This is a genomic window from Stappia sp. TSB10P1A, assembly GCF_900185725.1.
Classification (GTDB): Bacteria; Pseudomonadota; Alphaproteobacteria; order Rhizobiales; family Stappiaceae; genus Stappia.
The window spans coordinates 115,725-142,576 of record NZ_FYAU01000024.1; the positions used below are offsets into that span (position 1 = coordinate 115,725).

Here is a 26,852-nt window from a genome sequence, read left to right on the forward strand (position 1 = left end):
ACGCCTCTCATTCGGGCGGGACAGCCGAGGGATCGGCATAGCTCGCGGTCGCGTAGCGCCCGGAATGATAGATCAGCGGCGCACGGTCGGCATGGTCGAAGGCCTCGACCTGGCCGAGGAAAACCAGGTGGTCGCCGCCCTCCACCCGGGTCTCGTTGCGGCACTCGAACACCGCGGTTACCCCCGCCAGCACCGGCACGCCGCAGGCGCCCGGCCGCCACGAAACCCCGGCGAAACGGTCCTCCACCGGCCGCGCGAACCGCTCGGACAGCGCCCGCTGATCGGCGGCGAGAATGTTCACCGCATAGTGCCGGGACCGCTGGAAAACGGCGAGATTCTGGGATTTTCGCGCCAGGCTCCACAGCACCATCGGCGGATCGAGCGAGACCGAGTTGAAGGAATTCGCCGTCAGCCCGACCGGCCGGCCGGCTTCGTCCAGCGTGGTGACGATGGTGACGCCGGTGACGAACCGCCCGAGGGCGCTGCGGAAGCTGCGGTGGTCGCTGATCATGGCCTGTCCTCGCGCCGTCGGGGCTTCGGGCTGCCGTTGCCGGCCGGCAACAACTTCATGCTCAAAATTATTCCTTTTCATACAATAATGAAATTGCTAGGCTCCTCCAAGTTCTTTTCGCTTGCTGCGGAAAATGCCCAATCGGCGCAACAAAGCGCCGAATGGCACGGGTCGGGCCGTGCCGGGCCCGACCGGCGCACAGCGATTGGCAGGACGGATCGGGAGGAGGATCTGATGCTCGCCGACAGGATCGAGGGAAAGTGGATCGACGCCTTCGCGGCCGTCTTCGCCTTGTGCAAGGTGGCGCCGGGGGAGAGTGTCGCGATCCTCTCCGAAACCCAATCGCGCGCCCTCAACGTCCACATCGCCGAACTCGCCTTGCAGCGCCTCGGCGCCCGCCCCTTCCATGTGGTCGTGCCGACGCCGCCGCAGGATGCGCCGGTGCCGGTGCGCTCGACCGGTGCCTCGGCAGCGCTCACCGGACAGGACGCGGCGATTGCCGCCCTTGCCGCCAGCGGCCTTGTCGTCGACCTGACGGTCGAGGGCCTGCTGCACGCGCCCGAACTGCCGCGCGTCATTGCTGGCGGCGCCCGTATGTTGATGATTTCAAACGAACATCCGGACGCGCTGGAGCGCCTGCTGCCGCAGCCGCGCGACAAGGACCGGGTGCGCGAGGCGGTCGCCCGCATCCGCGCGGCGCGCGAGATGACCGTCACGTCGGCCGCCGGCACCGATCTCAAGGTCGCCATGACCGGCGCCTCGACCGTCGGCGTCTGGGGCTGGTGCGACCGGCCGGGCTCCGTCGCCCACTGGCCCGCCGGCCTCGTCGTCAGCTTCCCCGCCGCCCACAGCGTCAACGGCACCTTGGTGCTGGATGCCGGCGACATCAACCTGACCTTCAAGCGCTATCTCGAGCGCCCCGTCCGCCTCACCATCGTCGACGATTATGTGACGCAGATCGAAGGCGAGGGCACCGATGCCGAGCTGACCCGCCGCTATCTTGCCGCCTGGGGCGAGCGCGAGGCCTATGCGGTCGCTCATGTCGGCTTCGGCATGAATGCCGGCGCCCGCTACGAGGCGCTGGCCATGTACGACCAGCGCGAGACCAATGGCACGGAAGTGCGCGCCTATTCGGGCAATTTCCTCTTCTCGACCGGCGCCAACGAGTTCGCCGGCCGCTTCACCAAGGGCCATTTCGACATCCCGGTGCGCGGCTGCACCATCGCCCTCGACGGCGAGCCGGTGGTGGTGGACGGCGAGCTGATCGAGGCGCTGCGATGAGCCGCCCCGACCACATCCGCAGGACCGGGGGCGAGCGCGCCGTCGTGCTGCTGCATGGCATTGGCGCCGGCGCGGAGATGTTCGCGCCGCAGATCGAGGGGCTTGGCCGCGATCACGACGCCATCGGCTGGAACCTGCCCGGCTACGGCGGCACTGCGCTCTTGTCGCCGATGACCTTCCCGGCCCTGTCTGAGGCCCTGCTCGCCTTTCTCGACCGGCTGGGACTCGACCAGGTCGACCTGCTCGGTCATTCCATCGGCGGCATGCTGGCGCAGGACTTCGTCGCCCGCCATCCGGGCCGCGTGCGCACCCTGGTGCTGTCCGCCACCACCGCCGCCTTCGGCAGCCGCGACGGCGAGTTCCAGAAGCGCTTCGTCGCCGAGCGGCTGGCCCCGCTCGATGCCGGCCGCACGATCCCCGAGCTTGCCCGCGAATTCGTGCCGGACCTCGTCGGACCGGCCGCCGACCCCGCTGCCGTGCCCGCCGCGACCAACGCCATGAGCCGGGTGCCCGAGGCGACCTATCGCGAGGCGATCCGCTGCCTTGCCACCTTCGATGCGCGCGCCACGCTGGCCGACATCGCCGTGCCGGTGCTGCTCGTCGCCGGCGAGGTCGACCGCAACGCGCCCGCCCCGACCATGCGGCGGATGGCAGAGAAGCTGCGCGATGCCCGCTACATGGAGCTGCCCGGCACCGGTCATCTGGCGCCGCTGGAATGCCCGCAGGCCTTCGAGGCGGCGCTGCGCGATTTCCTGAAAACGACCACCGGCGCAACGACGCCGCAAGAGGGAACAGGCCGATGACCGTCGCCGATCTCGAGACGCTCGACATGGACAAGCCGATCTTCGATCCCAAGGCCTTCCGCCTGACCGAGCAGGAGGAGGAGCTGACCGACCTTGCCCGCCGGGTGGCCAAGTCCCGCTTCGCCCCGCGTGCAGAAGCCGTCGACCGCGACGCGGTGTTTCCGACGCAGAACTACCGCGACATGCACGAGGCCGGCCTGCTCGGCATCTGCGTGCCGAAGGAGGACGGCGGCCACGGCGCCCCGTTCCGCGCCTATATGATGACGGCGGCCGAGATCGGCCGCTATTGCGGCGCGACGGCGCTGACCTGGAACATGCATGTCTGCTCCTGCCTGTGGACCGGCGCGCTGACCGACGACCTGGAAATCGAGGCCGGCGAGCGCGAATTGCATCGCCAGCGCCGTGCCGTTCACTATAGGCGCATCCTGGAAGGCGGGGCTATCTACTCGCAGCCCTTCTCGGAAGGCGGCGCGGCCGCGGCCGGCGCCGTGCCCTTTTCCACCTCGGCCCGCAAGGTCGACGGTGGCTGGATCATCAACGGCAAGAAGATCTTCGCCTCCCTGTCCGGCCATGCCGACTATTACGGTATCCTCTGCGGCGAGATGAAGGAGGGCGAGCGGCCCTCGCGCCGCGACACGATGTATATCGCCGTTCCGGCAACCGCCGAGGGCGTCGAGGTGGTCGGCCCCTGGGACCCGCTCGGCATGCGCGGCACCGTCTCGCGCACCCTGCTGTTCAAGGACGTCTTCGTCTCCGAGGACGAGGCATTGATGCCGCGCGGCGTCTATTACCAGGCCGCCAGCCGCTGGCCGCACATGTTCATGACCCTGTCGCCGACCTATATGGGCATCGCCCAGGCGGCCTTCGACTTCACCGTGAAATACCTGCGCGGCGAGTGGCCCGGCCTGCCGCCGGTCAAGCGGCGCATGTTCCCAACCAAGCAGATGGGCGTCGCCCAGATGCACCTGATGCTGGAGCAGACCAAGGCGCTGTGGTTCCAGGCGATCACCGAGGCCGGCCCCGATCCCTCGCGCGAGCAGATGCTGCGCGCCTGGGCCGCCCATTACACGGTGATGGAGAACGCCAACGAGATCTGCCAGCTCGCCATCCGCACCTGCGGCGGCCAGTCGATGCTGAAGGAACTGCCGCTGGAGCGGCTGTATCGCGACAGCCGCTGCGGCGCCCTGATGCTGCCCTGGACCGCCGAGATCTGCCTCGACCGGATCGGCCGCGAAAGCCTCTACCTGCCGGGAGAAACCGACGAGTGACGTCGATCGACCACTGGATCGAGGCGCATGCGCGCTTCACCCCGGACAAGACGGCCCTGGTCTTCGGCGACGAGCGGATCGACTACGCCGCACTCGCCGCCCGCATCGGCCGGCTGGCCGGCGCGCTAGCCGTCCGCCATAGCATCACGCGCGGCGAGCGGATCGCCTATCTCGGCACCAATTCGCCCGACCAGCTTCTGCTGACCTTCGCCGCCGCCCGGCTCGGCGCCATCGTCGTGCCGCTGAACTGGCGCCTGGCCCCGCCGGAACTCGCCCATGCGGTGGCCGACAGCGGCGCCAGGCTCTTGGTGCACCAGCCGGATTTCGCCGCAACCCTTGCCGCGATGGCTACCATCGCCCCGCTTCCCGAGGCACTCCTCGCCGACCCGGCGACGGGCGGGCTCGCCCGCCTGACGGCGGAGGTCGCGCCGCTCGCCCATGGCGAGGGCGACGGCAGCGCGCAGGATCCCCTTCTCATCGTCTACACCTCCGGCACCACCGGCCGGCCGAAGGGCGCCGTGCTGACCCAGGCCGCCATCGAGGCCAACGCGCTGAACGCCCTGCACATGCAGGAGATCACCGCCACCGACACGGTGCTGACCGTCCTGCCGATGTTCCATGTCGGCGGGCTCAACATCCAGACGACGCCGGCCCTCTATGCCGGCGCGACGGTGATCCTGCACGACCGCTTCCATCCCGGCGCGACGCTCGCCGCGATCCGCGACCAGCGTCCCGACCTGACCGTCCTGGTGCCGGCGATGCTGGCCGCGCTGATCGCCCATCCCGGCTGGGAGACTGCGGACCTGTCCTCGCTGCGGCTGGTGGCGACCGGTTCCTCCGACGTGCCGCACGCCTTGATGCGCGCCTTCGTCGAGCGCGGCGTGCCGGTGTTGCAGGTCTATGGCGCAACCGAGACCGGGCCGGTGGCGATCTACCAGCGGCGTGGCGATCCGGCGGCCGAATTCGGCGCCATCGGCCGCCCCGGCCTGCACACCAGGGCCCGCATCCGCCTCGGCGAGCGCAATGCCGGTCCCGGCGAGATCGGCGAGATCGAGCTGAAGGGTGGCAACATCACGCAAGGCTACTGGAACAACGCAGCGGCGACCGCCGACACGTTCCGGGGTGGCTGGTTCCGCACCGGCGACCTTGCCCTTTGCGACGAGGCCGGCGTCTTCTGGTTCAAGGACCGGCTGAAGAACGTCATCATCTCCGGCGGCGAGAACATCTACCCGGCGGAGCTGGAACGGGTGCTCAGTGAGATCGAGGGTCTGAAGGAAGCCGCCGTGGTCGGTGTCGTCGATCCGCGCTGGGGCGAAAGCCCGGTCGCCGTGGTGGTCTCCGAGCCGGACGAAGAGCTCACCGCGGAGGCGGTGCTGGCAGGCTTCGACGGGCGTCTGGCGCGCTACAAGCACCCGAAATCCGTCGTTTTCGCGCAGGAATTGCCGCGCAATGCGCTCGGCAAGATCCAACTGGAAAGGGTCAGGAAAATAGCCGAGGATGCGCTCAAAGCATCCGGCAAGAAGCAAAGCGCCTGACCGGATTGCAAGAACCAGACAGAGGGGACTGAAATGCGGAAATTCATCGGGATGCTGACCGCGGTCGCGGCGCTTGGCCTCGCCACTGCCGCCTCCGCCGAGACCACCTTGCGCGTGTCCAACTGGCTGCCGCCCTCCCACCCCATCGTCAAGGACATCCTGGCGCCCTGGGGCGACGAGGTCGCCAAGGCGACCGAGGGGCGCGTCAAGGTCGAGATCATGGCCGCGCCGATCGGCAAGCCGCCGGCACAGTTCGACCTGGTCCGCTCCGGCGCCGCCGACATCGGCTACGGCGTGCACGGCTACACGCCCGGCCGCTTCAAGCTGACGCCGCTGGTCGAGGGACCGTTCCTGTCCGACAGCGCCGAGGCGCTGTCCGTCGCCTACTGGAAGGTGCAGGAGGCGATGCTGTCGAAGGCCGACGAGCACGAGGGCGTCAAGCTGCTCACCGTCTTCACCCATGGTCCGGGCGGCATCTACACCACCGCCAAGCCGGTCGCCTCGGTCGACGACCTTGCGGGCCTGAAGATGCGCATCGGCGGCGGCATCGTCGCCGAGATCGCCTCGCGGCTCGGCATGGTCGGCGTGCAGGCGCCCTCGCCGCAGGTCTACGAGATCCTCGCCAACGGCGTTGCCGACGGCATCCTGTTCCCGCCGGAGTCCGTGCCCTTCTTCCGCATCGACGAGGTGATCCGCCATGGCGTCTCGGTGCCCGGCGGCCTCTACAACACCTCCTTCTTCGTGGTGATGAACCGCAGCGCCTGGGACAAGCTCTCGGACGAGGACAAGGCCGCCATCGACGGCATCTCGGGCGAGGCCATGGCCCGCATGGCCGGCCAGGCCTGGGACGCGGCCGACGCGGCCGGCGTCAAGGTGATGGAGGAAAAGGGCGTCGCCCAGACCACCGCCGACGAGACGATGACCGCCGCCATCGCCGACAAGCTCGCCGGTGTCGAGAAGGGCTTCCTCGACGCAGCCGCCGCCGTCGGCATCGATGGCCAGGCCGCCATCGACATGCTCAAGGCCGAGATCGCCGCAGCGAAATGACCGGCGAGCCCCGCGACGGCGCGACCGGCGGGGGCGCAAGCCCCTTCCGGCCGCTCGCCGCGGCGACGCGCCTCCTCCAGCTCGTCGCCGCGCTGCTGCTGCTGGTGATGATGGCGGTGACCTTCGTCGACGTCATCGGCCGCTATGTCTTCAACCGGCCGCTGCCCGGCGCCTTCGAGCTGACCGAGGTGCTGCTGGCGCTCGTCGTCTTCGTCGGCCTGCCGATCGTCACCGCGCGGCGCGAGCATGTCACCGTCGATCTTCTCACCGGCCGGCTACCGGGCGCGGCGCGGCGCTCTCTGGCGCGGCTGTCGCTCGCCGTCACCGCCGCCGTGCTGGCGCTGCTGACCTGGCGGCTCGCCCTGCTCGGGCGCGACTACACCTCCTATGGCGATGCCACGGTCTATCTCGGCATTCCGCTGGGACCCGTCGCCCTCGTCATGGCGGTCCTGACCGGCGTCTCCGCGCTCGTCGCCGCCATGCTGATCCTGCGCCGGCAGCCCTGAACGGCCGCCTCGTCCACCTCCCGAGGGACCTCGCAAGACCATGGAAACCTGGCTTCCCGGCCTCGTCATTCTCGTTGTCGTGATGTTCGCAGGCGTGCCGATCGCCGTCGCGATGGCCGCCGTCGGCGGTCTCGGCCTGACGATGATCCTCGGCTTCGCCCCGGCCATGGCGATGGTCGGGCAGACCACCTTCGACACCGGCCTGTCCTATCCGCTGTCGGTGGTGCCGCTCTTCGTGCTGATGGGCAATCTGGTCACCCGCGCCGGGCTCTCCGACGAGCTCTACGCCGCCTGCCACGCCTGGCTCGGCCATCGCCGCGGCGGCCTTGCCATGGCCACCGCCGTCGCCTGCGGCGGGTTCTCCGCCGTCTGCGGCTCCTCGCTCGCCACCGCCGCGACCATGGGCAAGGTCGCCCTGCCGCAGATGCGCCGCTACAAATACGATGACGGGCTGGCGAGCGGCGTCATCGCCGCCGGCGGCACGCTCGGCATCCTGATCCCGCCCTCCGTGATCCTGGTGCTCTACGGCGTCACCGCCCAGCAGGACATCGCCAAACTGTTCATCGCCGGCATCATTCCCGGCATTCTCGGCGTCCTCGGCTATATGGCCGCCGTCCGCGCGGTGTGCTGGTTCCGCCCGGAAGCCGGCCCGCCGGCCGAACGCCTGCCCTATCGCGAGCGCTTCCGCGCGCTCTCCGGCGTCGCCGGCATCTCCGCCCTGTTCGCCTTCGTCATCGGCGGCATCTATGCCGGCGTCTTCACCGCCACCGAGGCCGCCGGCATCGGCGCCAGCGGCGCCTTCCTCATTGCCCTCGCCCGCCGACGGCTGACCGTCGCGACGCTTCTGGAAACGCTGGCCGACACCGCCGCCACCACGACGATGATGTTCATGGTGCTGATCGGCGCGCTGATCTTCTCCAATTTCGTCAATATCGCCGGCCTGCCGGCGGCCCTGTCGGGCCTTGCGACCGCGTCCGACCTGCCGCCCTGGGGCATCCTGCTCGCCGTCCTCGGCGTCTATCTCTGCCTCGGCATGGTGCTGGAGAGCCTCTCGATGGTGCTGCTCACCGTGCCGATCTTCGCGCCGATGATGGCCGCGCTCGGCTACGACCTGATCTGGTTCGGCATTGTCGTCGTCGTGGTCACCGAGATCAGCCTGATCACCCCGCCGGTCGGCCTCAACGTCTTCGTGCTGAAGACGGTACTGCCGGACGTGCCGCTCGGGCGGATCTTCCGCGGCATCGTTCCCTTCATCCTTGTCGACATCGCCCGACTGGCGCTGATCGTCGCCGTGCCCTCGCTGGTGCTGCTGCTGCCGGGCTTGATGCGCTGATGTCCGCCGCGCGCTCCTCCCGGGCGGGCCGCGCAGGCAACTGCGGCCTTGACCCGGCAAGGCAATCAGCGCAAATGAAAGGGAACGGGCATCACATCGGCAGGCGCGGTCTCCAGGGGCCGGACGCCGCCGTCGGACGTGGCCCGTTGTCGATCGACATGCCGGCCGCCCGCCGAGGCGGCGAGGGACCGGCAGCGTCGGAAGCTGGAGCCGCTGGAGACCATGCCGGTCGCACCGTGTGACAGGACGCCCGCGCCGCCGCGCGGCAGGACATCGCAGCCCGCCGGCCTCGCCCGGGTCGCGCAGGCCTGCACGCGTCCGCGCCCGACCCGCACCCGCCGCTGGCAACGCATCGAGATCGGCGACCGCCGCCGCCTGCCGGCGCGGTTCCACGCGCTTTTCGCCTCGCCCGGCGATCCCGGCCTTACCGCCGGCCTTTCGCCTGACAGCGCCGCTGCCGGGTAGAGGCCGAAACGTTTCCCCAAGACCGCATTCCGCCGCCACGAGCGGCACCCGGCCGGAGACCTTAAAGGCCCGCGCCGGACCCGATATCCCAGGAGAGACAGATGAACGCTCCGCGCACGCTCTATGACAAGATCTGGGACGACCACGTCGTCGAGACCCAGGAAGACGGCACCGCCCTGCTCTATATCGACCGCCATCTGGTGCATGAGGTGACCAGCCCGCAGGCCTTCGAGGGTCTGCGCATGACCGGTCGCAAGGTGCGCCAGCCGCAGCGGACGCTGGCCGTGGTCGACCACAACGTGCCGACCACCGACCGCAGCCACGGCATCGACGATCCCGAATCCGCGCTGCAGGTCGACACCTTGGCGAAGAACGCCGCCGAGTTCGGCGTCGAGTATTACAGCGAGACGGACCTGCGCCAGGGCATCGTCCACATCGTCGGTCCCGAGCAGGGCTTCACCCTGCCGGGCATGACCATCGTCTGCGGCGACAGCCATACCTCGACCCATGGCGCCTTCGGCGCGCTCGCCCATGGCATCGGCACGTCCGAGGTCGAGCATGTGCTCGCCACCCAGACGCTGATCCAGAAGAAGGCCAAGAACATGCGGGTGACCGTCGACGGCACCCTGCCGGACGGCGTCACCGCCAAGGACATCATCCTGGCGATCATCGGCGAGATCGGCACGGCCGGCGGCACCGGCCATGTCATCGAATATGCCGGCGAGGCGATCCGCGCGCTGTCGATGGAAGGCCGCATGACGGTCTGCAACATGTCGATCGAGGGCGGCGCCCGTGCCGGCCTGATCGCCGCCGACCAGAAGACCTTCGACTATATCAAGGGGCGGCCAAAGGCGCCGCAGGGCGCGGACTGGGAGAAGGCGGTCGCCTACTGGCAGAAGCTCTTCACCGACGAGGGCGCCCATTTCGACGCCGAGATCCGCCTCGACGCCGCCAACCTGCCGCCGATCGTCACCTGGGGCTCCAGCCCCGAGGACGTGGTCTCGGTGACCGGCCGGGTGCCGGATCCGGAGGCGATCGAGGACGAGAACCGCCGCGCCTCCAAGCGCCGCGCGCTGCAGTATATGGGCCTGACCGCCGGCACCCCGATCACCGACATCGCCGTCGACCGGGTGTTCATCGGCTCCTGCACCAATGGCCGCATCGAGGACCTGCGAGCGGCGGCCTCCGTCATCCGCGGCCACAAGGTGCGCGAGAGCGTCAATGCCATGGTGGTGCCGGGCTCCGGCCTGGTGAAGGCCCAGGCGGAGGCGGAAGGCCTCGACAAGGTGTTCCGCGAGGCCGGCTTCGACTGGCGCGAGCCGGGCTGCTCCATGTGCCTGGCCATGAACGCCGACAAGCTGGCGCCGGGCGAGCGCTGCGCCTCCACCTCGAACCGCAATTTCGAGGGCCGCCAGGGCTTCAAGGGCCGCACCCATCTGGTGTCGCCGACCATGGCGGCGGCGGCCGCGATCGCCGGCCATTTCGTCGACATCCGCGAGTGGCCGCACGGCTGACGCCCGCCGCAAGACCACAGGAACAGCAAAGCGCGGGCCGCAAGGACCCGCGCTTTTTCCGCTGTGCCGCGCCCGATCGCTTCTCCTGCGACGCTGCGTCGCCAGGGTGAAGCCATGCGCGTTGCCGGGCTTCACAAGACTGTCACTGTCGCTCTACACTATCGCCGCGTTCGGTCGTCCGGCCCGAAAGCGAATCGCGGTTGCGATGCGCCTTCGCGAGGTCGGCGAAGCAGGCATGAGGAGCGAAGGTGTGACACTCGCCGTCTCTCCAGGTGCTCATCCGGCCCTGGTGCTCAATGCTGACTATCGCCCGCTTGCGTATTACCCGCTGTCGCTGTGGGCGTGGCAGGATGCGGTGAAGGCCGTCTTCCTGGACCGGGTCAATATCGTCTCCGAATATGACATCACGGTCCGAAGTCCGAGCAGCGAGTTCCGACTTCCCAGCGTCGTCTCGCTGAAAAGCTACGTCAAACCGAGCCGACATCCCGCCTTCACCCGCTTCAACGTCTTCCTGCGCGACCGGTTCCAGTGCCAGTATTGCGGCTCCCGCGAGGAACTGACCTTCGACCACCTCGTCCCACGCTCGAGAGGCGGGCAGACCACCTGGGACAACGTGATCACGGCCTGCTCGCCCTGCAATCTCCGCAAAGCCAACAAGTCCTGCGCCGACATCGGCATGTGGCCGATGCACATGCCCTTCCCCCCGACCGTCCAGGACCTGCACAACAACGGTCGCCTGTTCCCGCCGAACTACCTGCACGAAAGCTGGCTCGACTTCCTCTACTGGGACACCGAGCTCGAACCCTGACCGTCCGCCTGCCCTCCCGGTCCTGCCGCTGCGTCGCTGGTTTCATGCCTTAACGCTTCGTCAACCGATCCGCAGAAACCCCCGACTTTCGGCACCCGGTTTAACCAACCGGTCGTTCCTTCGTGCCAGTGTCCCGCCAGCAATGCCGTGTCGTCGTACCGGCGCGGGAGTGGGTAAAGATGGCAAGTTGCAACTCGGACGGAAAACTTCCGGCGCTCAGGCGCCAGGCGCGCCGCTTCGGCAGGGACCGCAACGGCGCGATCCTGCCGCTCTTCGCCATTCTGGCGATCTTCATCATCGTCGCCGGCGGCGCCGGGCTCGACTTTGCACGGGCCATCAACCAGCGCCAGGCCATCGCCCGCGGTCTCGATGCCGCGATGCTGGCGGTCGCCCGCGAACTGTCCGTGCGCAACATGACGGAAAGCGAGATCAAGGCCTATCTCGACGCCAACTACCAGGCCTATTTCGGCGCCAACATCAAGGGCTCCAGCGGCGGCGGCGAGATCATCATCGACGAGCCGAAGATCAACACCGAGACACGGGTGATCGAGGTCTCGGCCCGCTCCAGCGTGCCGACCTATTTCATCCATCTTGCCGGCTTCGGGCCGGATGCGCTGAATGTCAGCGTCAGCGCCGAGGCGGTCTATCCGAAGAGCGTCGAGGCGACGCTGGTGCTCGACGTCACCGGCTCCATGGCCGGCAGCCGCATCGTCGCTCTGCGCAACGCAGCGGCGAATTTCATCAACACGCTGGTCCCGCCGGACACGGTCGCGACCAACGAGAAGGTCCGCATCGCCGTGGTGCCCTATGCCAGCGGCGTCAATATCGGCTCCACGCGGGCGAACCTCGCCACCAAGGGGGCGAATGCCAGCCGCACCTCCTATCCCGGCTGCGTCTCCGAGCGCACGGGCGCCCAGGCCTATACGGACGCGAGCTACACCATCGCCGCCATTGGGCCGGGCGCTCAGCAGGCCAGCAGCGGAAGGGGCTACTACTACGACGGCCGCAGCATGAACAACCACGCCGGCTTCGTCTGTCCGAAGGCCGAACTGGTTCCCTTGACCCTCGATCCCGGCTCCTCCTCCAAGTCCGGCACGCCGCTGCACACGATCGCCAATCTTGCGGCCAGCGGCAACACAGCCGGACAGACCGGCGTCGCCTGGGGCTGGTACACCCTGTCGGAGAAATGGGCGGGTCTTTGGCCTTCGGCCAGCAAGCCGGCCCCCTATTCCGACGAGCGCGTGCTGAAATACATGCTGCTGATGACGGACGGCGACTTCAACACCTGGTTCGACGGGCCGATGACGGTGTCCAGGACCACCTATGACTGGGTCGCCCGGCTCGATCAGGCGACGACCTCCACCACCCGCGCCATCGCCCTGTGCGACGCCGTCAAGAAGTCCGGCATCAGGATCATCACCGTCGGCTTCCAGATCGGCAGCAATGCCCAGGCCAAGAAGGTGATGAACGACTGCGCCTCCTCGCCGAGCGACTACTATCTGGCCGAGAACGACGCCGAGCTGAACAGCCGTTTCCAGGCCATCGCCAACCAGATCAAGTCGACCTACCTGTCGCGCTGAGGCGCGCGAAACACCGATCCGCAGGCTCCGGCCCGAAGCGGGGACGGCGGGCGCAAAGCCTCTTGCGCGCCGCCCGCTTGTCCGCTATCACACGGCCACCTTGACGGACCGGTCGTCCGGCATCGCCTTTCCCGTGGCAGCGTCCTGTCGGAACAGACAGGGTTCCGGCCATCGGGGCCTTCACACAAGGCAGGCACGGCCAACCGGATCGGCAAGCAACCGGATCGGCTCCGCGCCGCCGGGACCGCGGCCTGGTGCCGCGTCATATACGGGGCGCTCCCGCCCCGGTCTGGTACGCCGCTGTAGCTCAGTTGGTAGAGCACGTCATTCGTAATGATGGGGTCGGGGGTTCGAGTCCCTTCAGCGGCACCACTTCTCACGTCGCCAGCGTCCGGACAGGGACATGACGAGAAGGCCCTCGCAGCCATCGCGCTGCTGTCGGCCGTCGCTTCGCCGTGCCGGGCGCCAGCAAGCGGCCGCGCGGAGACTGACGCCGGCCGTAGCGATCCAGGCACGGGGTAAAGTTCCCGCAGACGACCTGCCAGCGGCGGCAAAAACGGCAAGGCCGCCTCCCGGCGGCCTCGCGTAACATATTGCAGTACAGGAAACCTGGAGCGGGTGACGGGATTCGATCACGCCGTTGCCCCGGATCGTCCAGCCGTGCTTCGACCACGTCTCCGGACAGATCGGACAATCCGCTTCGGCATCCATCCTCGACGGCACCGCCAGACCTGCCGACCCGAACCAGCCGCGCCCGAAACGACCGCGCCTGGGTCAACGTCGTGAGGGCAACGCGGGCACGGACGACGGCGGATTGGGCGCAGCGGGGCGACTATCGCGCCAGAATGGATTTCAGAACCCGGCTCAGATCGGCTTTCGGATCTTCTGAAAGCGATGTGGCGCGCCAGCAGACGTGGTGGTCGGGACGGACCAGCAGGCAACCATTGTCGCTGATTTCGGCGAGCCGCGCCCATTCGCCACTGTGGTCGATGTAGTTCTGACGCGGACCGATCACGTGGGTCACGATCTCGATTCCCAGTCCCTCAGCCACCTTTTGAACAGCATCCACCCAAGGTTCTCCGCCCAGACCGGTCAGCAGGGTGAAGCGGCCGTGGCCGCAGATGTCGAGCGTGGAAATCTCGGCCCCGTCGCTATGTCGGTAGAGCCAGACATGCGGCAATCGCGCGCCCGGCCATGTGGTGGGCTGGTAGTGCAGATCCGCATCCAGTTGGAACGCCGGCTCGATCTGCCCGTCTGTCACCACCGCATTCGAACGGTAGCGCTGGTTCATTTCCACCCCGTGGGCGTCGAACTCGTATTTCTTGAAGGCGATCGCCTTGCGGATCGCCTCGCGCTGCGCTTCGGCCTCAGCGGTCCCGTCGGTGCGGGCCTCGAGGTTCTTCTGCATCTGCTCGGGGTCGACGCCCTCCGCCATGCCGAGCGCAGCGAAAATCGGGCCGGTCTCGGCGATCGACTGGTTGGCACGGGTGACGATCTGCTTGGCGATCGGCGCCCGTTCGGCGTCGTAGCTGTCAAGGAGCCGCTCGCCTGCCTGTCCCTTCAGGACCATCGACAGTTTCCAGGCGAGATTGAAGGCGTCCTGGATGGAGGTGTTCGAGCCCAGACCGTTCGACGGCGGATGGCGGTGGATCGCGTCGCCCATGCAGAACACGCGGCCGTTGGAGGTCTTGGTGGCGTAGTAGTTGTTGACGGTCCAGGTGTTGGCCGACAACAGCTCGATTTCGAGCTCCGGGTCGCCGATCAGTTGACGCGCGACCCCGGTGGCGAATTCGGGCGTCACCTCAGGTTCGGGCGCGTTGATGTCGTAGCCCCAGACGATCAGCCATTCGTTCCACGGGCGGACCATGCGGACCAGCCCCATGCCGATGCCGCCGACATCGGCACCCGGCTGCATGACCCAGTACAGCACCGACGGGCGATGAGCGACGTATTTGGAGAGGTCTGCCCTGAACAGGATGTTCATCGAGCCGCCGACGCCCATCTTGCCCTCGAAGGGCAGGTTCTCGTTCTCCGCCACCAGCGATTTCCCGCCGTCCGCTCCCACGAGGTATTTCGAGCGGATGGTGAACTCACGGCCGGTCAGACGGTCGAGGCAGGTGGTCGTGACGCCTTCGGCATCTTGTACGTGACGGAGGTATTCCGTCGACATCCGCGCCTGGGTACCGCGCGAGCAGGCCGTCTTGAACAGCAGCGGCTCCATGAAGGTCTGCGGCAGGTCGTTCATCTTGGTCGGCGACGACATCAGATGTTCGGCCTTGGAGAGGGGATGATTGCCCCACGCCTTCATCCGCCCGATCTCCTCACCGGCGAGGCTCTCGCAGAAGATATTCTCGCCCATCAGGTCCTGATGCGTGGCGAACATATAGGCCTCGTCCTCGACCTCGCGCCCGAGATCGCGCAGCACTTCCATGGCACGCTGATTGGTGATGTGCGCGCGCGGCGTGTTGGCCAGCCAGCGATAGCGATTGACCGCCATGTTTGCGACGCCGTAGGTCGAAAGCAGCGCGGCCGTTGCCGAACCCGCAGGCCCTGTGCCGATAATCAGGACATCCGTTGTGATGTCGGGCATGTAGTCTCCTCCCAAGAGAACGAAAGGGCGGGCTGCGCGGGCCGCCGAAGAGTGTCAGACGGCGAGCTCCTCTCCCGCCCATGCGGCCTGCAATAGCTTGCGAATCGCATCGCGCTCGACCGGCCGCGGATTCCAGTAGGGATTGGCGACAGCAAGATCTGCCGCACGGTCGAGATCGGCCTCCGCCAGCCCCAGATCTCTCAGCGCCATCGGCGAGCCGACCTGCTTGGCGAAGCTGCGCAGACCCCGACCGGGATTGCTGTCGCCGAAAAGCTCGGCCAGCGGCGCGAGCTGTTCGAGGGCAGCTTGCGCGTTGTATGCGATGGCATGCGGCAGCACAATTGCATGCGTCTGCGCATGCGGCAGGTCGAAGCTACCACCCAGCGTGTGGCACAGCTTGTGATGAAGCGCCATGCCCACCTGCCCGAGAACGGTTCCGCAAAGCCACGCCCCGTAGAGGGTTTCGCCACGCGCCGACGTGTCCTCCGGATTGGCGAGCACCCGTGGCAGACCATCGCGGAAGGCGCACAGCCCCTCGACTGCCATCAGTGTGGAGATCGGCGAGCGGTCACGGGCATAGAGCCCTTCGGCGGCATGAGCCATTGCGTTCAGGGCGGAAGTGACGGTCATTTCCACCGGCAGCGTGGTGACCAGTTCGGCATCATAGAGGATGACCTCCGGCTGGACCTTCGCAGTCGACTGCGTGGTCTTCACGCCGTTTTCCGTCTGGCCGATGATGGGCGTCGCCTCGGAACCGGCGTAAGTGGTGGGGACAACGATCTGGGGCAGATCCGTCCTCAACGCGATCGCCTTGCCGAGGCCGATCGTCGAGCCTCCGCCGACCGAAAGCAGTACGTCCGCACCGAGTGCACCCGCCAGCCTAGTGGCATCCTCCGACACCGATACGGGGGTGTGCATCGTCGCGCCGGTATAGCTGCCCACAGCGAGCCCGCCGCAATAGGCGGAGAACTCATCGGCGAGTTCGGCCTGCTGCGGCGTGGTCAGGATCAACGCGCGCCGGGCCCCGAGCGCTTCCATCTCCTCTGCGACGGACCGGCGCACGCCGGGACCGAAGCGAACGCGCACGGCTGCGCTACGCGCGATAAACTCCTCCCGGAAAAACGACACCAGGCTCCCCCTGCAGGCTTCCGCTGCTCTGTATTTCAGCTCGGATGCTAGCCCAGCCACACAGGAATATTGATCGGATGTGCGGAATATAATATCGCATTGAGTTATGAAGATTGACAGCGAACATCTAGAGATCCTGGCGGTCATCGTCGAAAAGGGCGGCCTGACCGAAGGCGCCGACGAACTCGGAAAGTCGCAGCCTTCGGTTTCACGGAGCATGGCCCTGCTGGAGAAGCGCATCGGAATGCCGCTTTTCGAGCCGGGCCGCCGTCCGCTGCGACCGACCGAACTGGGCGCAAGCCTCGCGCGCCTCGGCAACAGGATCCGCATCGCCAATAAGGACGCGAGCCTTCTGGTGCGCCGGTTTCGCCAGGGACTGGCCGGGAGGCTCCGCGTCGGCGGCTCGCCGATCTTCACCGATGGCGTCATCGCCACCATGATCGCCGAATTCCAGTCTCGCAATTCGGATGTCCATATCGACCAGTCCTACGGCTATCTCGATACGCTGGAAGCCGGCCTCAAGAACGGCGGCCTCGACATTGCCATCCTGCCGCTTCATCCGCGCCAGGTGCCGCCGGACATGGATTTCCTGCCGCTTCTCTCCGGTCGCAATGTCATTACCTGCCGCGTCGATCACCCCCTCACGCGGATCAAGGCGATCTCGCTGTCTCACATCGCCAATTACCCGTGGATTGCTCCGCCGGCCGACAGCCCGCTTTATCGCGACCTCGAACGGGCGCTGAAATCCATCGGCCAGGAAGACTTCATGGTGAATTTTTCCGGCGGCACGCTGGCATCCATCCAGTCGGTGCTGACCGGATCGGATTCTCTGACGGTGCTGCCCTACTCAGTGGTCTTCCAGACACGGCGTACCATCCCCCTCGCGGTGTTGCCGCTGAAGATCGACCACCCGGACCGGCAACTGGGAATCCTGACCAAGAGCGACAGACAGAGACCGCCTGCGGCACAGCAATTCATCACCTTCCTTCAGGCGGAGTCGGAACGGTTGCAGGCGCGGATGGACCACGCCGAACAAGTCACCCACCGACGGAGCTGACCGGCTCAGTTTTCCCTCTATTTCAACGCCACATAGGTCGCGGCGTCGAGCATGGCGACGCGCACCGCCACGCACTGACCGGTTGCTTTGGCGACACTCGCGCGCAACTGCCCTGCGAGTTCGGATACGACCTCGCGGGTGCGCTCGGGCCGCGGCATAAGCTGCATCTCGACATTGACCTGGGGCTGGTCCGCCATTCCCAGAACCGGGATAACGGCAATCTGGAAGGCCGCATTATCGACCCTGAGGCTGGAGCACAGCGCGGTCCGCAAATCCGGGAGCAAGGCAGCCAGCCCGCTCCTCACCGCGTTGTACTGTGTCTCGTCGACGAAGATCTTGATGTTGGGCATCCTGTCCTCACCGTGGAACGAGCACGAAATCGAAGGGGGACCGCCAGAGCGTCTCACCGTTGTCGACCTTCTCGTAAGGCGCGATCAGGGTGGTCTTCACGCCGAAAACGGCATCTGACTCCAGATACTCGTCACCGCCGACAAACGTATGGGTAACGAGCTTCTGATAGCCGGGCGCCGTGATAAGATAGTGCATGTGCGCCGGGCGGTAGGGATGCCGGCCGAGTTGACCCAGCATCTTGCCGACAGGTCCGTCATCGGGGATCGGGTAGCTCACGGGCTTGATGCCGACAAAACTGTAATGTCCATCCGCCGCCGTAATGAAGCGGCCGCGATTGTTCCACTTCGGCTGAATGTCGGGCTGCTGGACGTCATAGTAGCCGTCGGCGTTATCCGACCAGACGTCCACCGACGCACCTTCGATCGGATGGCCGTCGAGGTCCAGCACTCGGCCCTCGAACAGACAGCTTTCGCCCTTGCCATCGAGATTGATCGAATCGCCCATCTGCCGGATCGGCGCGTCGGCGACATGGAATGGCCCGAAGACCGTGTTCTCCGTCGCCCCTTCCGGCCGGCGGTTGTTGATCGCATCGACCAGCATCGAGAAACCGAGAACGTCGGAGAGCAGAATGAACTCCTGCCGTTCGCCTGAGCACATCTGGCCGGTTCTTGTCAGAAAGCCAATGGCGAAATCCCATTCTTCCTGGGTCAGGCTCACGTCTTTCGCGAAGCCATGAAGGTGCTTCACCAGACTGGACATGATCTCGGCAAGACGCGGATCGGTCTGCGCCCCCATGCGGGCATTGACTGTCTCAACGGAATTGGTTTCGGTGAAATAACTCATGAGCTTATTCTCCATGAACGGATCGCGTGTTGCGCCGGATGCCGGTGTCCGGGCGTTTCGGGGGCGCATGTTCGAGCGGAAGCAGGTTGACGCCTGTCCATTGCGTGAAGCCGCCCCACAGACCGCGACGCGCGAAAAGCATGACCACGATGCCGATCACGCCGAGTACGATGAGGTAGACCGTGCCGTAGTCCGACAGCAGGCGCTGCAATCCGTAAAACACCAGCACGCCGATGATCGGTCCCGGCAGTGTGCCGATCCCGCCTATGACGACGATGAAGATGACGAAGGCCGTCCAATCGATGACGGAAAAGGCGGCATCGGGTGAAATGCGCCCCGTCTGGATGAAGATGAGCGCACCGCAAAGCCCTGTGGCGAACGCCGTGAGCAGGAAAACAAGCGCCTTCAGCCGGACCGGATCGACTCCGACCGAGCGCGCCGCCACGGGATTGTCTCGCACGGCCTGCAGCCCAAGCCCCATGCGCGAGCGCAGGAAGATCCAACTGGCGACCAGCATCGCGACGACCAGCCCGAGTGCCAGCCAGTAGGTGAGCATGTCGACCGCAGCAGCAGGCGAAACGCCGAGAACCTCACGCAGCAACTGGACACCCGGCATGTCACGGGCAGCGCCACGTGGCAGCGCCGTGCCCGTGCCACCGCCGAGCGCCTGCCACTGGCTGAAGGAAAGACGCGCGATATCCGCCACCGCCCAGGTGCCGATGGCGAAATAGGCGCCGTTCAGGCGAAAAACGAAGAAGGCGACGGGCACCGAAAGCACCATGGCGACGAGGCCACCGATCAGACCGCCGGTGAGCGGGTCGAGCCCCCACAAAATGGCCGCGGCGAACATCACGTAGGCGCCGACGCCGACGAAGAGTTGTTGGCCGACGGAAACAAGCCCGGCAAAGCCGGCCAGCATGTTCCAATTGAGCGCCAGAACCAGGAGGCACAGGACCATGAAGAGATCCTGGACAAGCGCGCGCAGACCGAACAGTGGGACGACGGCCAGAGCGGCGACGATGACGAGGAGCGACAGGAGGCCTAGGGCGTTCTTCATCTGTGATCCTCAATCATGGGCGCGGGGAAAGAGCCCCCGCGGCCGCACGAGCAGAATCAGAACGAAGGCGACGTGGCCTGCCAGGATCTGCCATTCGAGCTTCAATGCCGCACCGAACGCCTGGGCCACGCCGATGATGAGCCCACCGATCAGCGTCCCCCATAGGCTGCCAAGGCCGCCGATGATCACCGCTTCGAATGCATAGAGGAGGCGTGCCGGGCCGATCGATGGATCGAAATTCGCCCGTGCGCCGAGATAGAGCGCCGCGATCGTGGCGACGACCAGCGCAATGCCGGTGGCGAGCGCAAAGACCCGGCGTGGACGGATGCCCATGAGCTGCGCGGTGACGGAGTCGTCCGATGTCGCCCGGAAGGCGCGTCCGATCGCTGTGCGATAGAAGATCCAGTTAAGGCACAGGATCACGAGAATGGCCGAGGCGAAGGTGATCAGCGGCATCACCCCGACGCTGACCGAGCCGAAGGCAAGCGACTTGGCCTCGATGGGGCCGACAGGCAGTCTGCGACTGTCGGCGGTGAACTGTTCGAGCAATGCGTTCTGGATGACCACCGACAATCCGAAAGTGACGAGAAGCGGTGGCAGGATGTCGTCGCCCAGCACCCTGTTCAGAAGAACCGTCTGCAACAGCCAGCCCAGCAGGAACATCAGTGGCAAGGCGATCAGCGCCGCCACGAAGGGATTGAGGCCAAGAGCGGTACCGATCCCCAGTATAAGATAGGCGCCGAGCACGATCAGGTCGCCGTGGGCGAGATTGACCAGCCGCATAATGCCAAACACGAGGCTGAGGCCGGCGGCAAAAAGGGCATAGAGCCCGCCGAGCAGCAGTCCCTGGATGAGCGTGTCCAGCCAGATCATGAATGCGTTATCCCGAAATAGGCGTCGTGGATGGCCTCGCGCGACAGCTCGTCCGGCCGTCCCGACAGGGTGATACGTCCCTCCATCATGCAGTGGACCGTATCGGCGACTTGCAACGCCTGGCCGATGTCCTGCTCGACGACGATGATCGCCGTCCCGCTTTCACGGATGGTCGGAAAGGCCGCATAGATTTCGCGGATGACGACCGGGGCCAGGCCGAGGCTGAGTTCGTCGCATAAAAGGACCGAGGGGTTCGACATCAGCGCCCGCCCGATCGCGACCATCTGTTGCTGTCCGCCGGAGAGCGAGGTGGAGGGCTGATGCCTGCGCTCCGAAAGGACCGGGAACAGTTCGCACACGCGGCCCTTGTTCCAGAAACCACTGCCCTTGCGGGCATGTGCTCCGATCAGCAGGTTCTCCTCGACCGACAGACTGGGGAACAACCGCCGACCCTCGGGAACCATGCTGATTCCGGCCCTCAGAATGTCGGGCGCGTTCAACTGATCGATGCGGCCGCCATCGAGTGTCACGGTTCCGGCGGTGACACGCGCGATCCCAGTGATGGCACGCATCAGCGTTGTCTTACCGGCACCGTTGGCGCCAATAATGGCGAGGGTTTCGCGCTGCTTGAGCGCAAGGTCGACGCCGAACAGCGCTTGGAAGTCGCCATAGTGAGCTGTCAGATCCTTGACCTCGAGAAGCACGCTCATGCCTCGATCCCCAGATAGATTTCGCGCACTGCCGGGGCAGCCATGACCTCGTCGGGTTTGCCAACCATCAGCATGCGCCCGAAGTTCAGAACCATGAGCCGGCTGACGACGGCATTGAGCGCGTGCAGGACATGCTCGATCCACAGGATCGCGGTGCCTTGGGCGTGAATGGCGCGTATGGTCGAGATCAGTTCGCCGCACTCGGCGTCGGTCAGGCCGCCCGCGATCTCGTCGAGCATGATGACGCGCGGGCGGGTGGCGAGCGCGCGCGCCAGTTCCAGACGCTTCCGATTGAGGAGCGGCAGAGCCCCGGCCTTGTGGGTCGCCAGATGTGCAAGCCCTGCCCGCTCGAGAATATCCATGCAGAAACCCGGTGCCTCTGCGGCGCTCACAGATCCGCCGAAGCGCGCCGCGACCAGCAGATTTTCATAAACCGAGAGATGATCGAAAGGTTGCGGGATCTGGAAAGACCGGCCGATGCCACTGCTGCAGCGCTGCATCGCGCTCTCGTAGGTGACGTCGCGCCCGTCGAGAACAACGCGGCCGCTGTCGGGTCGCAGGTTGCCCGAGATCAGGTTGAAGAGCGTCGATTTCCCCGCTCCATTGGGACCGATGATGCCCATCGCCTCGCCCGGGGCGAGCTCGAAACTGACATCATCGGTGACCTTGAGCGCGCCGAAACTCTTCGACATCCCCTGTACTGCCAGGATAGCCATGGCCCTCCCCCTCGATCACCCGATCGCGCTGTCGCTGCAACCTCCTCGATATCATCACCGTACCCCCGACACGCTGACGGCAAGATCGGATGACTGCGCGAAAATATCACCCTTTGGCATAAGTCCCCGCGGTCGGCGCACGCCTCGGACGACACTCAGCGGAAGACGTCGCGGTATTCCTCCTCGAGCGAAACGATACTCGCCACGCCCTCGCTGTTTTCACGCAATCGATGCCAGCGTCTGTCCATGTAGACGAGCGATTCCCTCTCAGGCGCGTCGAGACCTGCGGCTGCGCCTTCAAGGAGTTCAGCCGCCACGAGTGTCGCCCCTTCGACCGGCAATGTGCCGGTGATGCGTGCGCGGAACCACGTGGACACGCTGGTATAGAGAGGCTCGCCGGTCGGCAGCCTTTCCCATGCGACGCCGCCTCCGAAACGGTCGACGCCGGGGGTCGCACCAAGCCGCGCCAGTTCCAGATCCGGATAGCGCAACAGGTGGATGATCACCGTTTCCGACTGGAGGACCGTGGCGGTCGAGCCGGACCGCGCCGACAACGAGAACGCCACGGTCGGAGGCGTGGCGCTGACCGAGATCAGCGACGACACGGTCATGGCGACGGGTCTCCCGCCGGGATCGGCGGTAATCACCGCGACTCCGGCGGGATGGAACCTGAAAGCTTCGCGGAACGCTTCCGCGATGGTGTCTGTCTTCATCATGGGATGCCTTGGCTGCTTCCGTCGCAGAGCGGCGCGGACATGGCGCCGCCCTGCATATGCGTCACTTCTCGATCAGGTCGTAGAACTGCCAGACCCGGTCGGACCAGAGCCCGCCGATCTCGCGGCCGGCGGAGGTGACGATCGACGGCGCGATCGTAAAGTGGTTCGCCGCCACCATCATGTCTCGGAAGGTGCGCTGGAGGACCCCGGCGCGCAGGCCGGCGCCGCCGGAAGCGCGATAGGCGAAGTTGCATATGTCGACGCCGACTTCGTGAACCTGCGCCTTGGCGAGATGCACGAGACTGATCTGACGCGTCGTCATCTGCTTGCCCGCCTCGGCGCTCGCCTCGATATCGCCCCAGACTTCCATCACGAAGGCGCGAGCGGCGCGATAGCTGGCCTCGGCGCGACCGTAGTCATGCCAGAACTTCTCGCTTTCACCCAGCATGCCGGCGCGGCCGGACTTGGATCGCGCGAATTTCGCGATCTCATCGAGCATGCGTCGACCCGCACCCATTGCCCAGCCGGTATGGCCGATCGCGGCGAGGCCGACGATCCCGAGGCTGAAGAGCTCCTCGAGACGCTGCGGCGGCGCCGTCAGGATCGGGAAGACCAGATCCTCGGCAATGAACACATCTTCGGCGGAATAGTCGATCGAGCCTGTACCCTTGAGCCCAAGCACGTCCCAGTTGCCAAGCTGCTTGTGCTCACCGATGGGCGCATGCGCGCACATCACGATGACGTTGCCGTCCTCATCCTTGGCCGGCTTCCCCTCCCCGTCGTCAATGAAGCAGGCAGAGTGCGACCACGTGGCGTGGCTGAAACCCGAGCCGTAGCTCCATTTGCCGGTCAGGCGATAGCCGCCCTCGACCTTCTTGAGCATGCCAAGCGGTGCGCCCTGTCCTGAAAAACGGTTGTCGGTCCCCGGCGCAAACAGACGCTCTACGGCGCTGTCGGGGAGGAAAGCCGCCGACATGGCCCCGATGCAGCAATGCACCATCGACACCCAGCCAGCCGATCCGGACCACCAGCTCACGGCCTCGAGCAGTTGCAGAACCTCGGTCGGACGCATCTGCGCGCCCCCGAGTTTTTCCGTCGCCAGAAGGTGAGAGAACCGCAGCGGTTTCAGCGCCTCGAAAGTGTCTCTCGTCAGTTCCCCGGCCTCCTCGTCCGCTGGGGCGTTGGCTTCCAGGGTCGGGCCGATCTCCTCGATCTTCTTCAGGACCTCACGATAATCGATACTGTCGCCCCAGTATCTGTGCTTCATGGGCTTGTTCATGGCATCTCCTCTCGATTTATTCAGGCGGCGAGAAAATCGCCGATAGTCTTCAGGCTCTCGGGTTTCTCCTGGAGCACCAGGTGGCCGGCATCCGCGATCAGAAGGGTCTGCGCGTCCGGCAGCGCCGCCGCCCAGAGCGACGCCTGACTGGCGGGAAGGAGCGTGTCCTTCTCCCCCCAGACGATCAGGGTTGGATTGGTAATCCGCGCCATCATCCGGCGCAGGTTCGGGTGCCCCATGCCAAACGGCGCGCAAAGCCGGCCTACCGCCTCCCCTTCCCGCGCCCGATCGGCGCCGAATTGTTCCGCAAAGGCCGGATCGGAGCCGTCCGGGAAGTAGCGCAGCGCCACCGAAGCATCGTGGGCCAGGTATCCCGGAAGGTCCTGCGGCGCGATCGCGCCGAGATCGGTCGCCGGATGGGCCGGATCGTTCAGGCCGGCCGGTGCGACGAGGACGACGCGGTCGAACGTCTCGCGAGCGACGGCCGCGAGTTCCGTCGCCATCCAACCGCCCATCGAAAAGCCCATCAGATGCGGCTTTTCGGGCAGGTCCATCGCGTCGAGAAGGTCGAGATAGTGAATGATGGCGTCGGCCATTCCGGAAACGGCCGGCGCGTCGGCGGAATACCCCATCCCCGGATGGCTCGGGCAATAGACCCGGAACCGGTCAGCCAGTCCTTCCGCGAAGTCGAAGCCTTCGAGTGTCGCAGCGCCGTGCAGGAACAGAACCGGCTTCCCCTTGCCGACCGCCTTGACCACCGTGCGGATCCCGCCAATGTCGTATTCCAATGTCTCGAACTGAACAGTCATTTTTGCCTCCTCAGGCGATCTCGGGCTGGATCAGCACCTTGCATTGTGTGGTCCGCCGGCGCAGGCCCTCGAAGATCTGAGGCACCGGCGATAGACCGATCCGGTCGGTGATAATGGTCTGCGGCGCAAACCTCGCGCCCTCGCCCAGGACATCGAGTGCGATGCCGAATTCGTGGTGTTGATGGAAAAAGACGGAGAAGATCAGATCGATCTCCTTGGACAGCGCGACAAACGGATCCCAGGAATCCCCACCGACGCAAAGCCCAACTCCGATCACCTTGCCCTGCAACCGGACCGCCTCGGTCGCCGCCTGCAGCAGCCCCGGCTTACCCACGCATTCAAAAACGATGTCGGGCGGCCCGCCACACAGATCGGCAAGATGGTCTGCCAGCTTATCGTTCGATAAGGCAAAGCCGGTCGCGCCGAGGGCATAAGCGCGTTCTGCCTGATGGTCGTGGAGATCGGCCATAACAACGTGCGAAGCGCCCAGACGCCGCGCCCAGAAGGCAATGAGAAGACCGATCGGGCCCGCGCCGAGAACAGCGACCCTGTCTCCGACTTTCATCCCAGAGCGCACGACACAGTGAAGTGCCACGGCAAGCGGCTCCGCAAGGGCGGCATCGCTCACCCTCACGCCATCGGGAAGAATGTGGCACTGCCGCGCCGCGACCGCCACATACTCGGCATATCCGCCGCCGATCAGTCTCATCTCCACGCAGCGCGCCGGGTCGCCCGACCTGCAACGTTCGCAATGACCACAGCCACGCATCGGAACGACGGCCACCATGTCTCCGGCTTTCAGGGTCGTCACCGATTTGCCAACCGCCACGACCTCACCGGCAATCTCGTGACCGAGGACGAACCCTTCACCGATCCCGAACGGTGCCGGATCCTCCGTGATATGAAGATCGCTGCCGCAGATGCCGCAGGCCTCCACCCGTAGCACCACCTCGTCGCCTCCCGGCGTCGGGTCGGGCACCTCGCCGATCCGTAAGGGTCGGCCGACTTGGTCGAAGATCGCCGCCTTCATGCCCTGTCCTTCCTTTCGACAAGGAGGTGCCGTCTGATCGGAAACCAGGGTGCATCCCAGTATTTGGAAATCATCCCCCAGATGCCGGTGCGCGCGTAAAGCGCCACGAGAACAGTCATCACGCCGAGGACGACGAAATAGCTCGCGCCATACTCGCCGAAGAACCGGTCGGCGACGAAGTAGATGAGGGCTCCGATCAGCACGCCCTCGATCGTGCCGATCCCGCCGATCATGACGATGAAGATCGCCACGTTCGACCACATCGGATCGAAGGCGGACGGCGGGTTGATGCGCAACTGCGCCATGAAATAAACCGCACCCGCAAAACCGCAGCCGACCGCGGCCGCGACATAGATCATGAAGCGCAGACGGCCCACGTTGATGCCCTGACTGGAGGCGGCGACCGGATTGTCGCGCATGGCGATCAGAGCAAGACCGTAGCGCGAGCTCAGGAACAGGTAGCTGCCGCCGATGGAGACGAGGATCATCAGCGCGCAAAGCACCGACATGGCGACGTTCCGCTCGAAGCCGGAATACTCGCGCATCACGGCGAGCGACATGCCGGCCCCTGCATTGACCCATCCGAGATTGGACGCCACCAGGCGGAACACTTCGGCCACGACCCAGGTCCCGATGGCAAAATAGGGTCCGTCGAGCCTGTGGAGCAGCAGATAGCAAGGAACAGCGACCAGAGCCGGCACCACCAGCGCCAAGGGGATGGCGAGGAACGGGTTTATGCCGAACGTCTGCGCCAGAACGAAGACCGCATAGCCGGTCACGCCGATGAAGGCCTGCTGTCCCACCGAGACAAGTCCTGCGTAACCGGCCAGCATGTTCCACATTTGCGCAGCCACGATGTAGCAGCACAGTTCGAGGACCATCCGGATCGTCCCGGTTTTCGCCCACCACGGCATGGTGGAAAGGGCGACGATCACGAGAACGAAGAGGCTGAGCGCGATAACACCGGAAACAGTCTGACGGCGCACCCTGATCGCCGGCGGTGCGGCAACGGCATCGGCGGAGGTCGAGATCGAGGTCATGT

The 26,852-nt window shown here is 66.0% G+C and carries 26 protein-coding genes, 1 tRNA gene and 1 pseudogene; 14 read left to right on the plus strand and 14 right to left on the minus strand.

The window, feature by feature from the left end:
• Nucleotides 1–7: 7 nt before the first annotated feature.
• Entirely contained in the window at nucleotides 8–511 is a 504-nt protein-coding gene (locus TSB10P1A_RS09140; protein ID WP_186387611.1) for a flavin reductase family protein, read from the minus strand.
• Between the two features lie 234 nt (nucleotides 512–745).
• On the opposite strand from TSB10P1A_RS09140, the gene TSB10P1A_RS09145 reads away from it, so the two are divergent.
• The 13 genes and pseudogenes from TSB10P1A_RS09145 to TSB10P1A_RS23710 form a co-directional block, all read left to right on the plus strand.
• Nucleotides 746–1,792, plus strand: coding sequence for a peptidase M29 (locus TSB10P1A_RS09145; protein WP_186387612.1), 1,047 nt, complete (start codon nucleotides 746–748; stop codon nucleotides 1,790–1,792).
• On the plus strand, nucleotides 1,789–2,595 hold the full coding sequence (locus TSB10P1A_RS09150; RefSeq protein WP_186387613.1) for an alpha/beta fold hydrolase: 807 nt from the start codon (nucleotides 1,789–1,791) through the stop codon (nucleotides 2,593–2,595). The genes TSB10P1A_RS09145 and TSB10P1A_RS09150 overlap by 4 nt, the downstream gene beginning before the upstream one ends.
• Nucleotides 2,592–3,863, plus strand: coding sequence for an acyl-CoA dehydrogenase family protein (locus tag TSB10P1A_RS09155; RefSeq protein ID WP_186387614.1), 1,272 nt, complete (start codon nucleotides 2,592–2,594; stop codon nucleotides 3,861–3,863). The genes TSB10P1A_RS09150 and TSB10P1A_RS09155 overlap by 4 nt, the downstream gene beginning before the upstream one ends.
• Nucleotides 3,860–5,398, plus strand: a complete 1,539-nt coding sequence (locus TSB10P1A_RS09160) for a class I adenylate-forming enzyme family protein (protein WP_244293055.1) — start codon at nucleotides 3,860–3,862, stop codon at nucleotides 5,396–5,398. The genes TSB10P1A_RS09155 and TSB10P1A_RS09160 overlap by 4 nt, the downstream gene beginning before the upstream one ends.
• Nucleotides 5,399–5,431: 33 nt before the next feature.
• Nucleotides 5,432–6,445: a TRAP transporter substrate-binding protein gene (locus tag TSB10P1A_RS09165; protein ID WP_186387615.1), complete on the plus strand. Its 1,014-nt coding sequence runs from the start codon at nucleotides 5,432–5,434 to the stop codon at nucleotides 6,443–6,445.
• On the plus strand, nucleotides 6,442–6,951 hold the full coding sequence (locus TSB10P1A_RS09170) for a TRAP transporter small permease (protein ID WP_186387616.1): 510 nt from the start codon (nucleotides 6,442–6,444) through the stop codon (nucleotides 6,949–6,951). Before TSB10P1A_RS09165 ends, TSB10P1A_RS09170 begins: the two co-directional genes overlap by 4 nt.
• Before the next feature lie 40 nt (nucleotides 6,952–6,991).
• A complete protein-coding gene (locus TSB10P1A_RS09175; protein WP_186387617.1) occupies nucleotides 6,992–8,284 on the plus strand; it encodes a TRAP transporter large permease in 1,293 nt (430 codons plus the stop codon).
• A gap of 222 nt (nucleotides 8,285–8,506) precedes the next feature.
• Nucleotides 8,507–8,749 carry a hypothetical protein gene (locus tag TSB10P1A_RS09180; protein ID WP_186387618.1) on the plus strand — a complete coding sequence of 81 codons (243 nt, stop codon included), beginning with the start codon at nucleotides 8,507–8,509 and terminating at the stop codon, nucleotides 8,747–8,749.
• 101 nt (nucleotides 8,750–8,850) lie between these two features.
• Complete coding sequence (gene leuC, locus TSB10P1A_RS09185) at nucleotides 8,851–10,263, plus strand: 3-isopropylmalate dehydratase large subunit (protein WP_186387619.1); 1,413 nt, start codon at nucleotides 8,851–8,853, stop codon at nucleotides 10,261–10,263.
• A 250-nt stretch (nucleotides 10,264–10,513) separates the two neighbouring features.
• Nucleotides 10,514–11,071, plus strand: a complete 558-nt coding sequence (locus TSB10P1A_RS09190; RefSeq protein ID WP_208984908.1) for an HNH endonuclease — start codon at nucleotides 10,514–10,516, stop codon at nucleotides 11,069–11,071.
• Nucleotides 11,072–11,250: 179 nt separating this feature from the next.
• On the plus strand, nucleotides 11,251–12,651 hold the full coding sequence (locus TSB10P1A_RS09195; protein ID WP_186387620.1) for a pilus assembly protein: 1,401 nt from the start codon (nucleotides 11,251–11,253) through the stop codon (nucleotides 12,649–12,651).
• A 296-nt stretch (nucleotides 12,652–12,947) separates the two neighbouring features.
• A tRNA-Thr gene (locus tag TSB10P1A_RS09200) sits at nucleotides 12,948–13,023 on the plus strand.
• A 262-nt stretch (nucleotides 13,024–13,285) separates the two neighbouring features.
• Nucleotides 13,286–13,375: pseudogene (locus tag TSB10P1A_RS23710) on the plus strand (IclR family transcriptional regulator); the annotation flags it as partial.
• Between the two features lie 108 nt (nucleotides 13,376–13,483).
• Here the strand turns inward: TSB10P1A_RS23710 and TSB10P1A_RS09205 are convergent.
• Together TSB10P1A_RS09205 and TSB10P1A_RS09210 are read right to left on the minus strand one after the other, a co-directional pair.
• Nucleotides 13,484–15,241 carry an FAD-dependent monooxygenase gene (locus TSB10P1A_RS09205; RefSeq protein ID WP_186387621.1) on the minus strand — a complete coding sequence of 586 codons (1,758 nt, stop codon included), beginning with the start codon at nucleotides 15,239–15,241 and terminating at the stop codon, nucleotides 13,484–13,486.
• Between the two features lie 54 nt (nucleotides 15,242–15,295).
• Nucleotides 15,296–16,369, minus strand: coding sequence for a maleylacetate reductase (locus tag TSB10P1A_RS09210; RefSeq protein WP_186387622.1), 1,074 nt, complete (start codon nucleotides 16,367–16,369; stop codon nucleotides 15,296–15,298).
• A 106-nt stretch (nucleotides 16,370–16,475) separates the two neighbouring features.
• Here TSB10P1A_RS09210 and TSB10P1A_RS09215 point away from each other — a divergent pair, with 106 nt between their 5' ends.
• Nucleotides 16,476–17,426, plus strand: coding sequence for a LysR family transcriptional regulator (locus TSB10P1A_RS09215; RefSeq protein ID WP_186387623.1), 951 nt, complete (start codon nucleotides 16,476–16,478; stop codon nucleotides 17,424–17,426).
• A gap of 17 nt (nucleotides 17,427–17,443) precedes the next feature.
• Here the strand turns inward: TSB10P1A_RS09215 and TSB10P1A_RS09220 are convergent, their stop codons facing one another.
• From TSB10P1A_RS09220 to TSB10P1A_RS09270, 11 genes are all read right to left on the minus strand, one after another.
• Nucleotides 17,444–17,776 carry a hypothetical protein gene (locus tag TSB10P1A_RS09220; protein WP_186387624.1) on the minus strand — a complete coding sequence of 111 codons (333 nt, stop codon included), beginning with the start codon at nucleotides 17,774–17,776 and terminating at the stop codon, nucleotides 17,444–17,446.
• A 7-nt stretch (nucleotides 17,777–17,783) separates the two neighbouring features.
• Nucleotides 17,784–18,620 carry an intradiol ring-cleavage dioxygenase gene (locus TSB10P1A_RS09225; RefSeq protein ID WP_186387625.1) on the minus strand — a complete coding sequence of 279 codons (837 nt, stop codon included), beginning with the start codon at nucleotides 18,618–18,620 and terminating at the stop codon, nucleotides 17,784–17,786.
• Between the two features lie 4 nt (nucleotides 18,621–18,624).
• Nucleotides 18,625–19,677: a branched-chain amino acid ABC transporter permease gene (locus TSB10P1A_RS09230; RefSeq protein WP_186387626.1), complete on the minus strand. Its 1,053-nt coding sequence runs from the start codon at nucleotides 19,675–19,677 to the stop codon at nucleotides 18,625–18,627.
• Between the two features lie 9 nt (nucleotides 19,678–19,686).
• Nucleotides 19,687–20,550 (minus strand): branched-chain amino acid ABC transporter permease, encoded by an 864-nt coding sequence (locus TSB10P1A_RS09235; RefSeq protein WP_186387627.1) that lies wholly within the window; start codon nucleotides 20,548–20,550, stop codon nucleotides 19,687–19,689.
• Nucleotides 20,547–21,260, minus strand: a complete 714-nt coding sequence (locus TSB10P1A_RS09240) for an ABC transporter ATP-binding protein (RefSeq protein WP_186387628.1) — start codon at nucleotides 21,258–21,260, stop codon at nucleotides 20,547–20,549. The genes TSB10P1A_RS09235 and TSB10P1A_RS09240 overlap by 4 nt, the downstream gene beginning before the upstream one ends.
• Nucleotides 21,257–21,976, minus strand: coding sequence for an ABC transporter ATP-binding protein (locus TSB10P1A_RS09245; RefSeq protein ID WP_186387629.1), 720 nt, complete (start codon nucleotides 21,974–21,976; stop codon nucleotides 21,257–21,259). Before TSB10P1A_RS09245 ends, TSB10P1A_RS09240 begins: the two co-directional genes overlap by 4 nt.
• Nucleotides 21,977–22,131: 155 nt before the next feature.
• Nucleotides 22,132–22,692: a flavin reductase family protein gene (locus TSB10P1A_RS09250; RefSeq protein ID WP_186387630.1), complete on the minus strand. Its 561-nt coding sequence runs from the start codon at nucleotides 22,690–22,692 to the stop codon at nucleotides 22,132–22,134.
• Between the two features lie 61 nt (nucleotides 22,693–22,753).
• The gene (locus TSB10P1A_RS09255) at nucleotides 22,754–23,971 is read right to left on the minus strand and encodes an acyl-CoA dehydrogenase family protein (RefSeq protein WP_186387631.1); all 1,218 of its coding nucleotides are present in this window, start codon (nucleotides 23,969–23,971) and stop codon (nucleotides 22,754–22,756) included.
• A 20-nt stretch (nucleotides 23,972–23,991) separates the two neighbouring features.
• Nucleotides 23,992–24,729: an alpha/beta fold hydrolase gene (locus TSB10P1A_RS09260; RefSeq protein ID WP_244293056.1), complete on the minus strand. Its 738-nt coding sequence runs from the start codon at nucleotides 24,727–24,729 to the stop codon at nucleotides 23,992–23,994.
• Between the two features lie 61 nt (nucleotides 24,730–24,790).
• Nucleotides 24,791–25,810, minus strand: a complete 1,020-nt coding sequence (locus TSB10P1A_RS09265) for a zinc-binding dehydrogenase (RefSeq protein WP_186387633.1) — start codon at nucleotides 25,808–25,810, stop codon at nucleotides 24,791–24,793.
• Entirely contained in the window at nucleotides 25,807–26,850 is a 1,044-nt protein-coding gene (locus TSB10P1A_RS09270) for a branched-chain amino acid ABC transporter permease (protein WP_186387634.1), read from the minus strand. Before TSB10P1A_RS09270 ends, TSB10P1A_RS09265 begins: the two co-directional genes overlap by 4 nt.
• Nucleotides 26,851–26,852: the final 2 nt, after the last annotated feature.

Excerpts from the sequence above, each read along its gene's own strand:
- TSB10P1A_RS09215 (WP_186387623.1), top strand. The coding sequence starts at position 16,476 with ATGAAGATTGACAGCGAACATCTAGAGATCCTGGCGGTCATCGTCGAA.
- TSB10P1A_RS09195 (WP_186387620.1), top strand. The coding sequence starts at position 11,251 with ATGGCAAGTTGCAACTCGGACGGAAAACTTCCGGCGCTCAGGCGCCAG.
- TSB10P1A_RS09240 (WP_186387628.1), bottom strand. The coding sequence starts at position 21,260 with ATGAGCGTGCTTCTCGAGGTCAAGGATCTGACAGCTCACTATGGCGAC.
- TSB10P1A_RS09235 (WP_186387627.1), bottom strand. The coding sequence starts at position 20,550 with ATGATCTGGCTGGACACGCTCATCCAGGGACTGCTGCTCGGCGGGCTC.
- TSB10P1A_RS09270 (WP_186387634.1), bottom strand. The coding sequence starts at position 26,850 with ATGACCTCGATCTCGACCTCCGCCGATGCCGTTGCCGCACCGCCGGCG.
- TSB10P1A_RS09170 (WP_186387616.1), top strand. The coding sequence starts at position 6,442 with ATGACCGGCGAGCCCCGCGACGGCGCGACCGGCGGGGGCGCAAGCCCC.
- TSB10P1A_RS09165 (WP_186387615.1), top strand. The coding sequence starts at position 5,432 with ATGCGGAAATTCATCGGGATGCTGACCGCGGTCGCGGCGCTTGGCCTC.
- TSB10P1A_RS09180 (WP_186387618.1), top strand. The coding sequence starts at position 8,507 with ATGCCGGTCGCACCGTGTGACAGGACGCCCGCGCCGCCGCGCGGCAGG.
- TSB10P1A_RS09265 (WP_186387633.1), bottom strand. The coding sequence starts at position 25,810 with ATGAAGGCGGCGATCTTCGACCAAGTCGGCCGACCCTTACGGATCGGC.
- leuC (WP_186387619.1), top strand. The coding sequence starts at position 8,851 with ATGAACGCTCCGCGCACGCTCTATGACAAGATCTGGGACGACCACGTC.
- TSB10P1A_RS09255 (WP_186387631.1), bottom strand. The coding sequence starts at position 23,971 with ATGAACAAGCCCATGAAGCACAGATACTGGGGCGACAGTATCGATTAT.
- TSB10P1A_RS09245 (WP_186387629.1), bottom strand. The coding sequence starts at position 21,976 with ATGGCTATCCTGGCAGTACAGGGGATGTCGAAGAGTTTCGGCGCGCTC.
- TSB10P1A_RS09150 (WP_186387613.1), top strand. The coding sequence starts at position 1,789 with ATGAGCCGCCCCGACCACATCCGCAGGACCGGGGGCGAGCGCGCCGTC.
- TSB10P1A_RS09220 (WP_186387624.1), bottom strand. The coding sequence starts at position 17,776 with ATGCCCAACATCAAGATCTTCGTCGACGAGACACAGTACAACGCGGTG.
- TSB10P1A_RS09155 (WP_186387614.1), top strand. The coding sequence starts at position 2,592 with ATGACCGTCGCCGATCTCGAGACGCTCGACATGGACAAGCCGATCTTC.
- TSB10P1A_RS09205 (WP_186387621.1), bottom strand. The coding sequence starts at position 15,241 with ATGCCCGACATCACAACGGATGTCCTGATTATCGGCACAGGGCCTGCG.
- TSB10P1A_RS09250 (WP_186387630.1), bottom strand. The coding sequence starts at position 22,692 with ATGATGAAGACAGACACCATCGCGGAAGCGTTCCGCGAAGCTTTCAGG.
- TSB10P1A_RS09230 (WP_186387626.1), bottom strand. The coding sequence starts at position 19,677 with ATGAAGAACGCCCTAGGCCTCCTGTCGCTCCTCGTCATCGTCGCCGCT.
- TSB10P1A_RS09140 (WP_186387611.1), bottom strand. The coding sequence starts at position 511 with ATGATCAGCGACCACCGCAGCTTCCGCAGCGCCCTCGGGCGGTTCGTC.
- TSB10P1A_RS09225 (WP_186387625.1), bottom strand. The coding sequence starts at position 18,620 with ATGAGTTATTTCACCGAAACCAATTCCGTTGAGACAGTCAATGCCCGC.
- TSB10P1A_RS09145 (WP_186387612.1), top strand. The coding sequence starts at position 746 with ATGCTCGCCGACAGGATCGAGGGAAAGTGGATCGACGCCTTCGCGGCC.
- TSB10P1A_RS09175 (WP_186387617.1), top strand. The coding sequence starts at position 6,992 with ATGGAAACCTGGCTTCCCGGCCTCGTCATTCTCGTTGTCGTGATGTTC.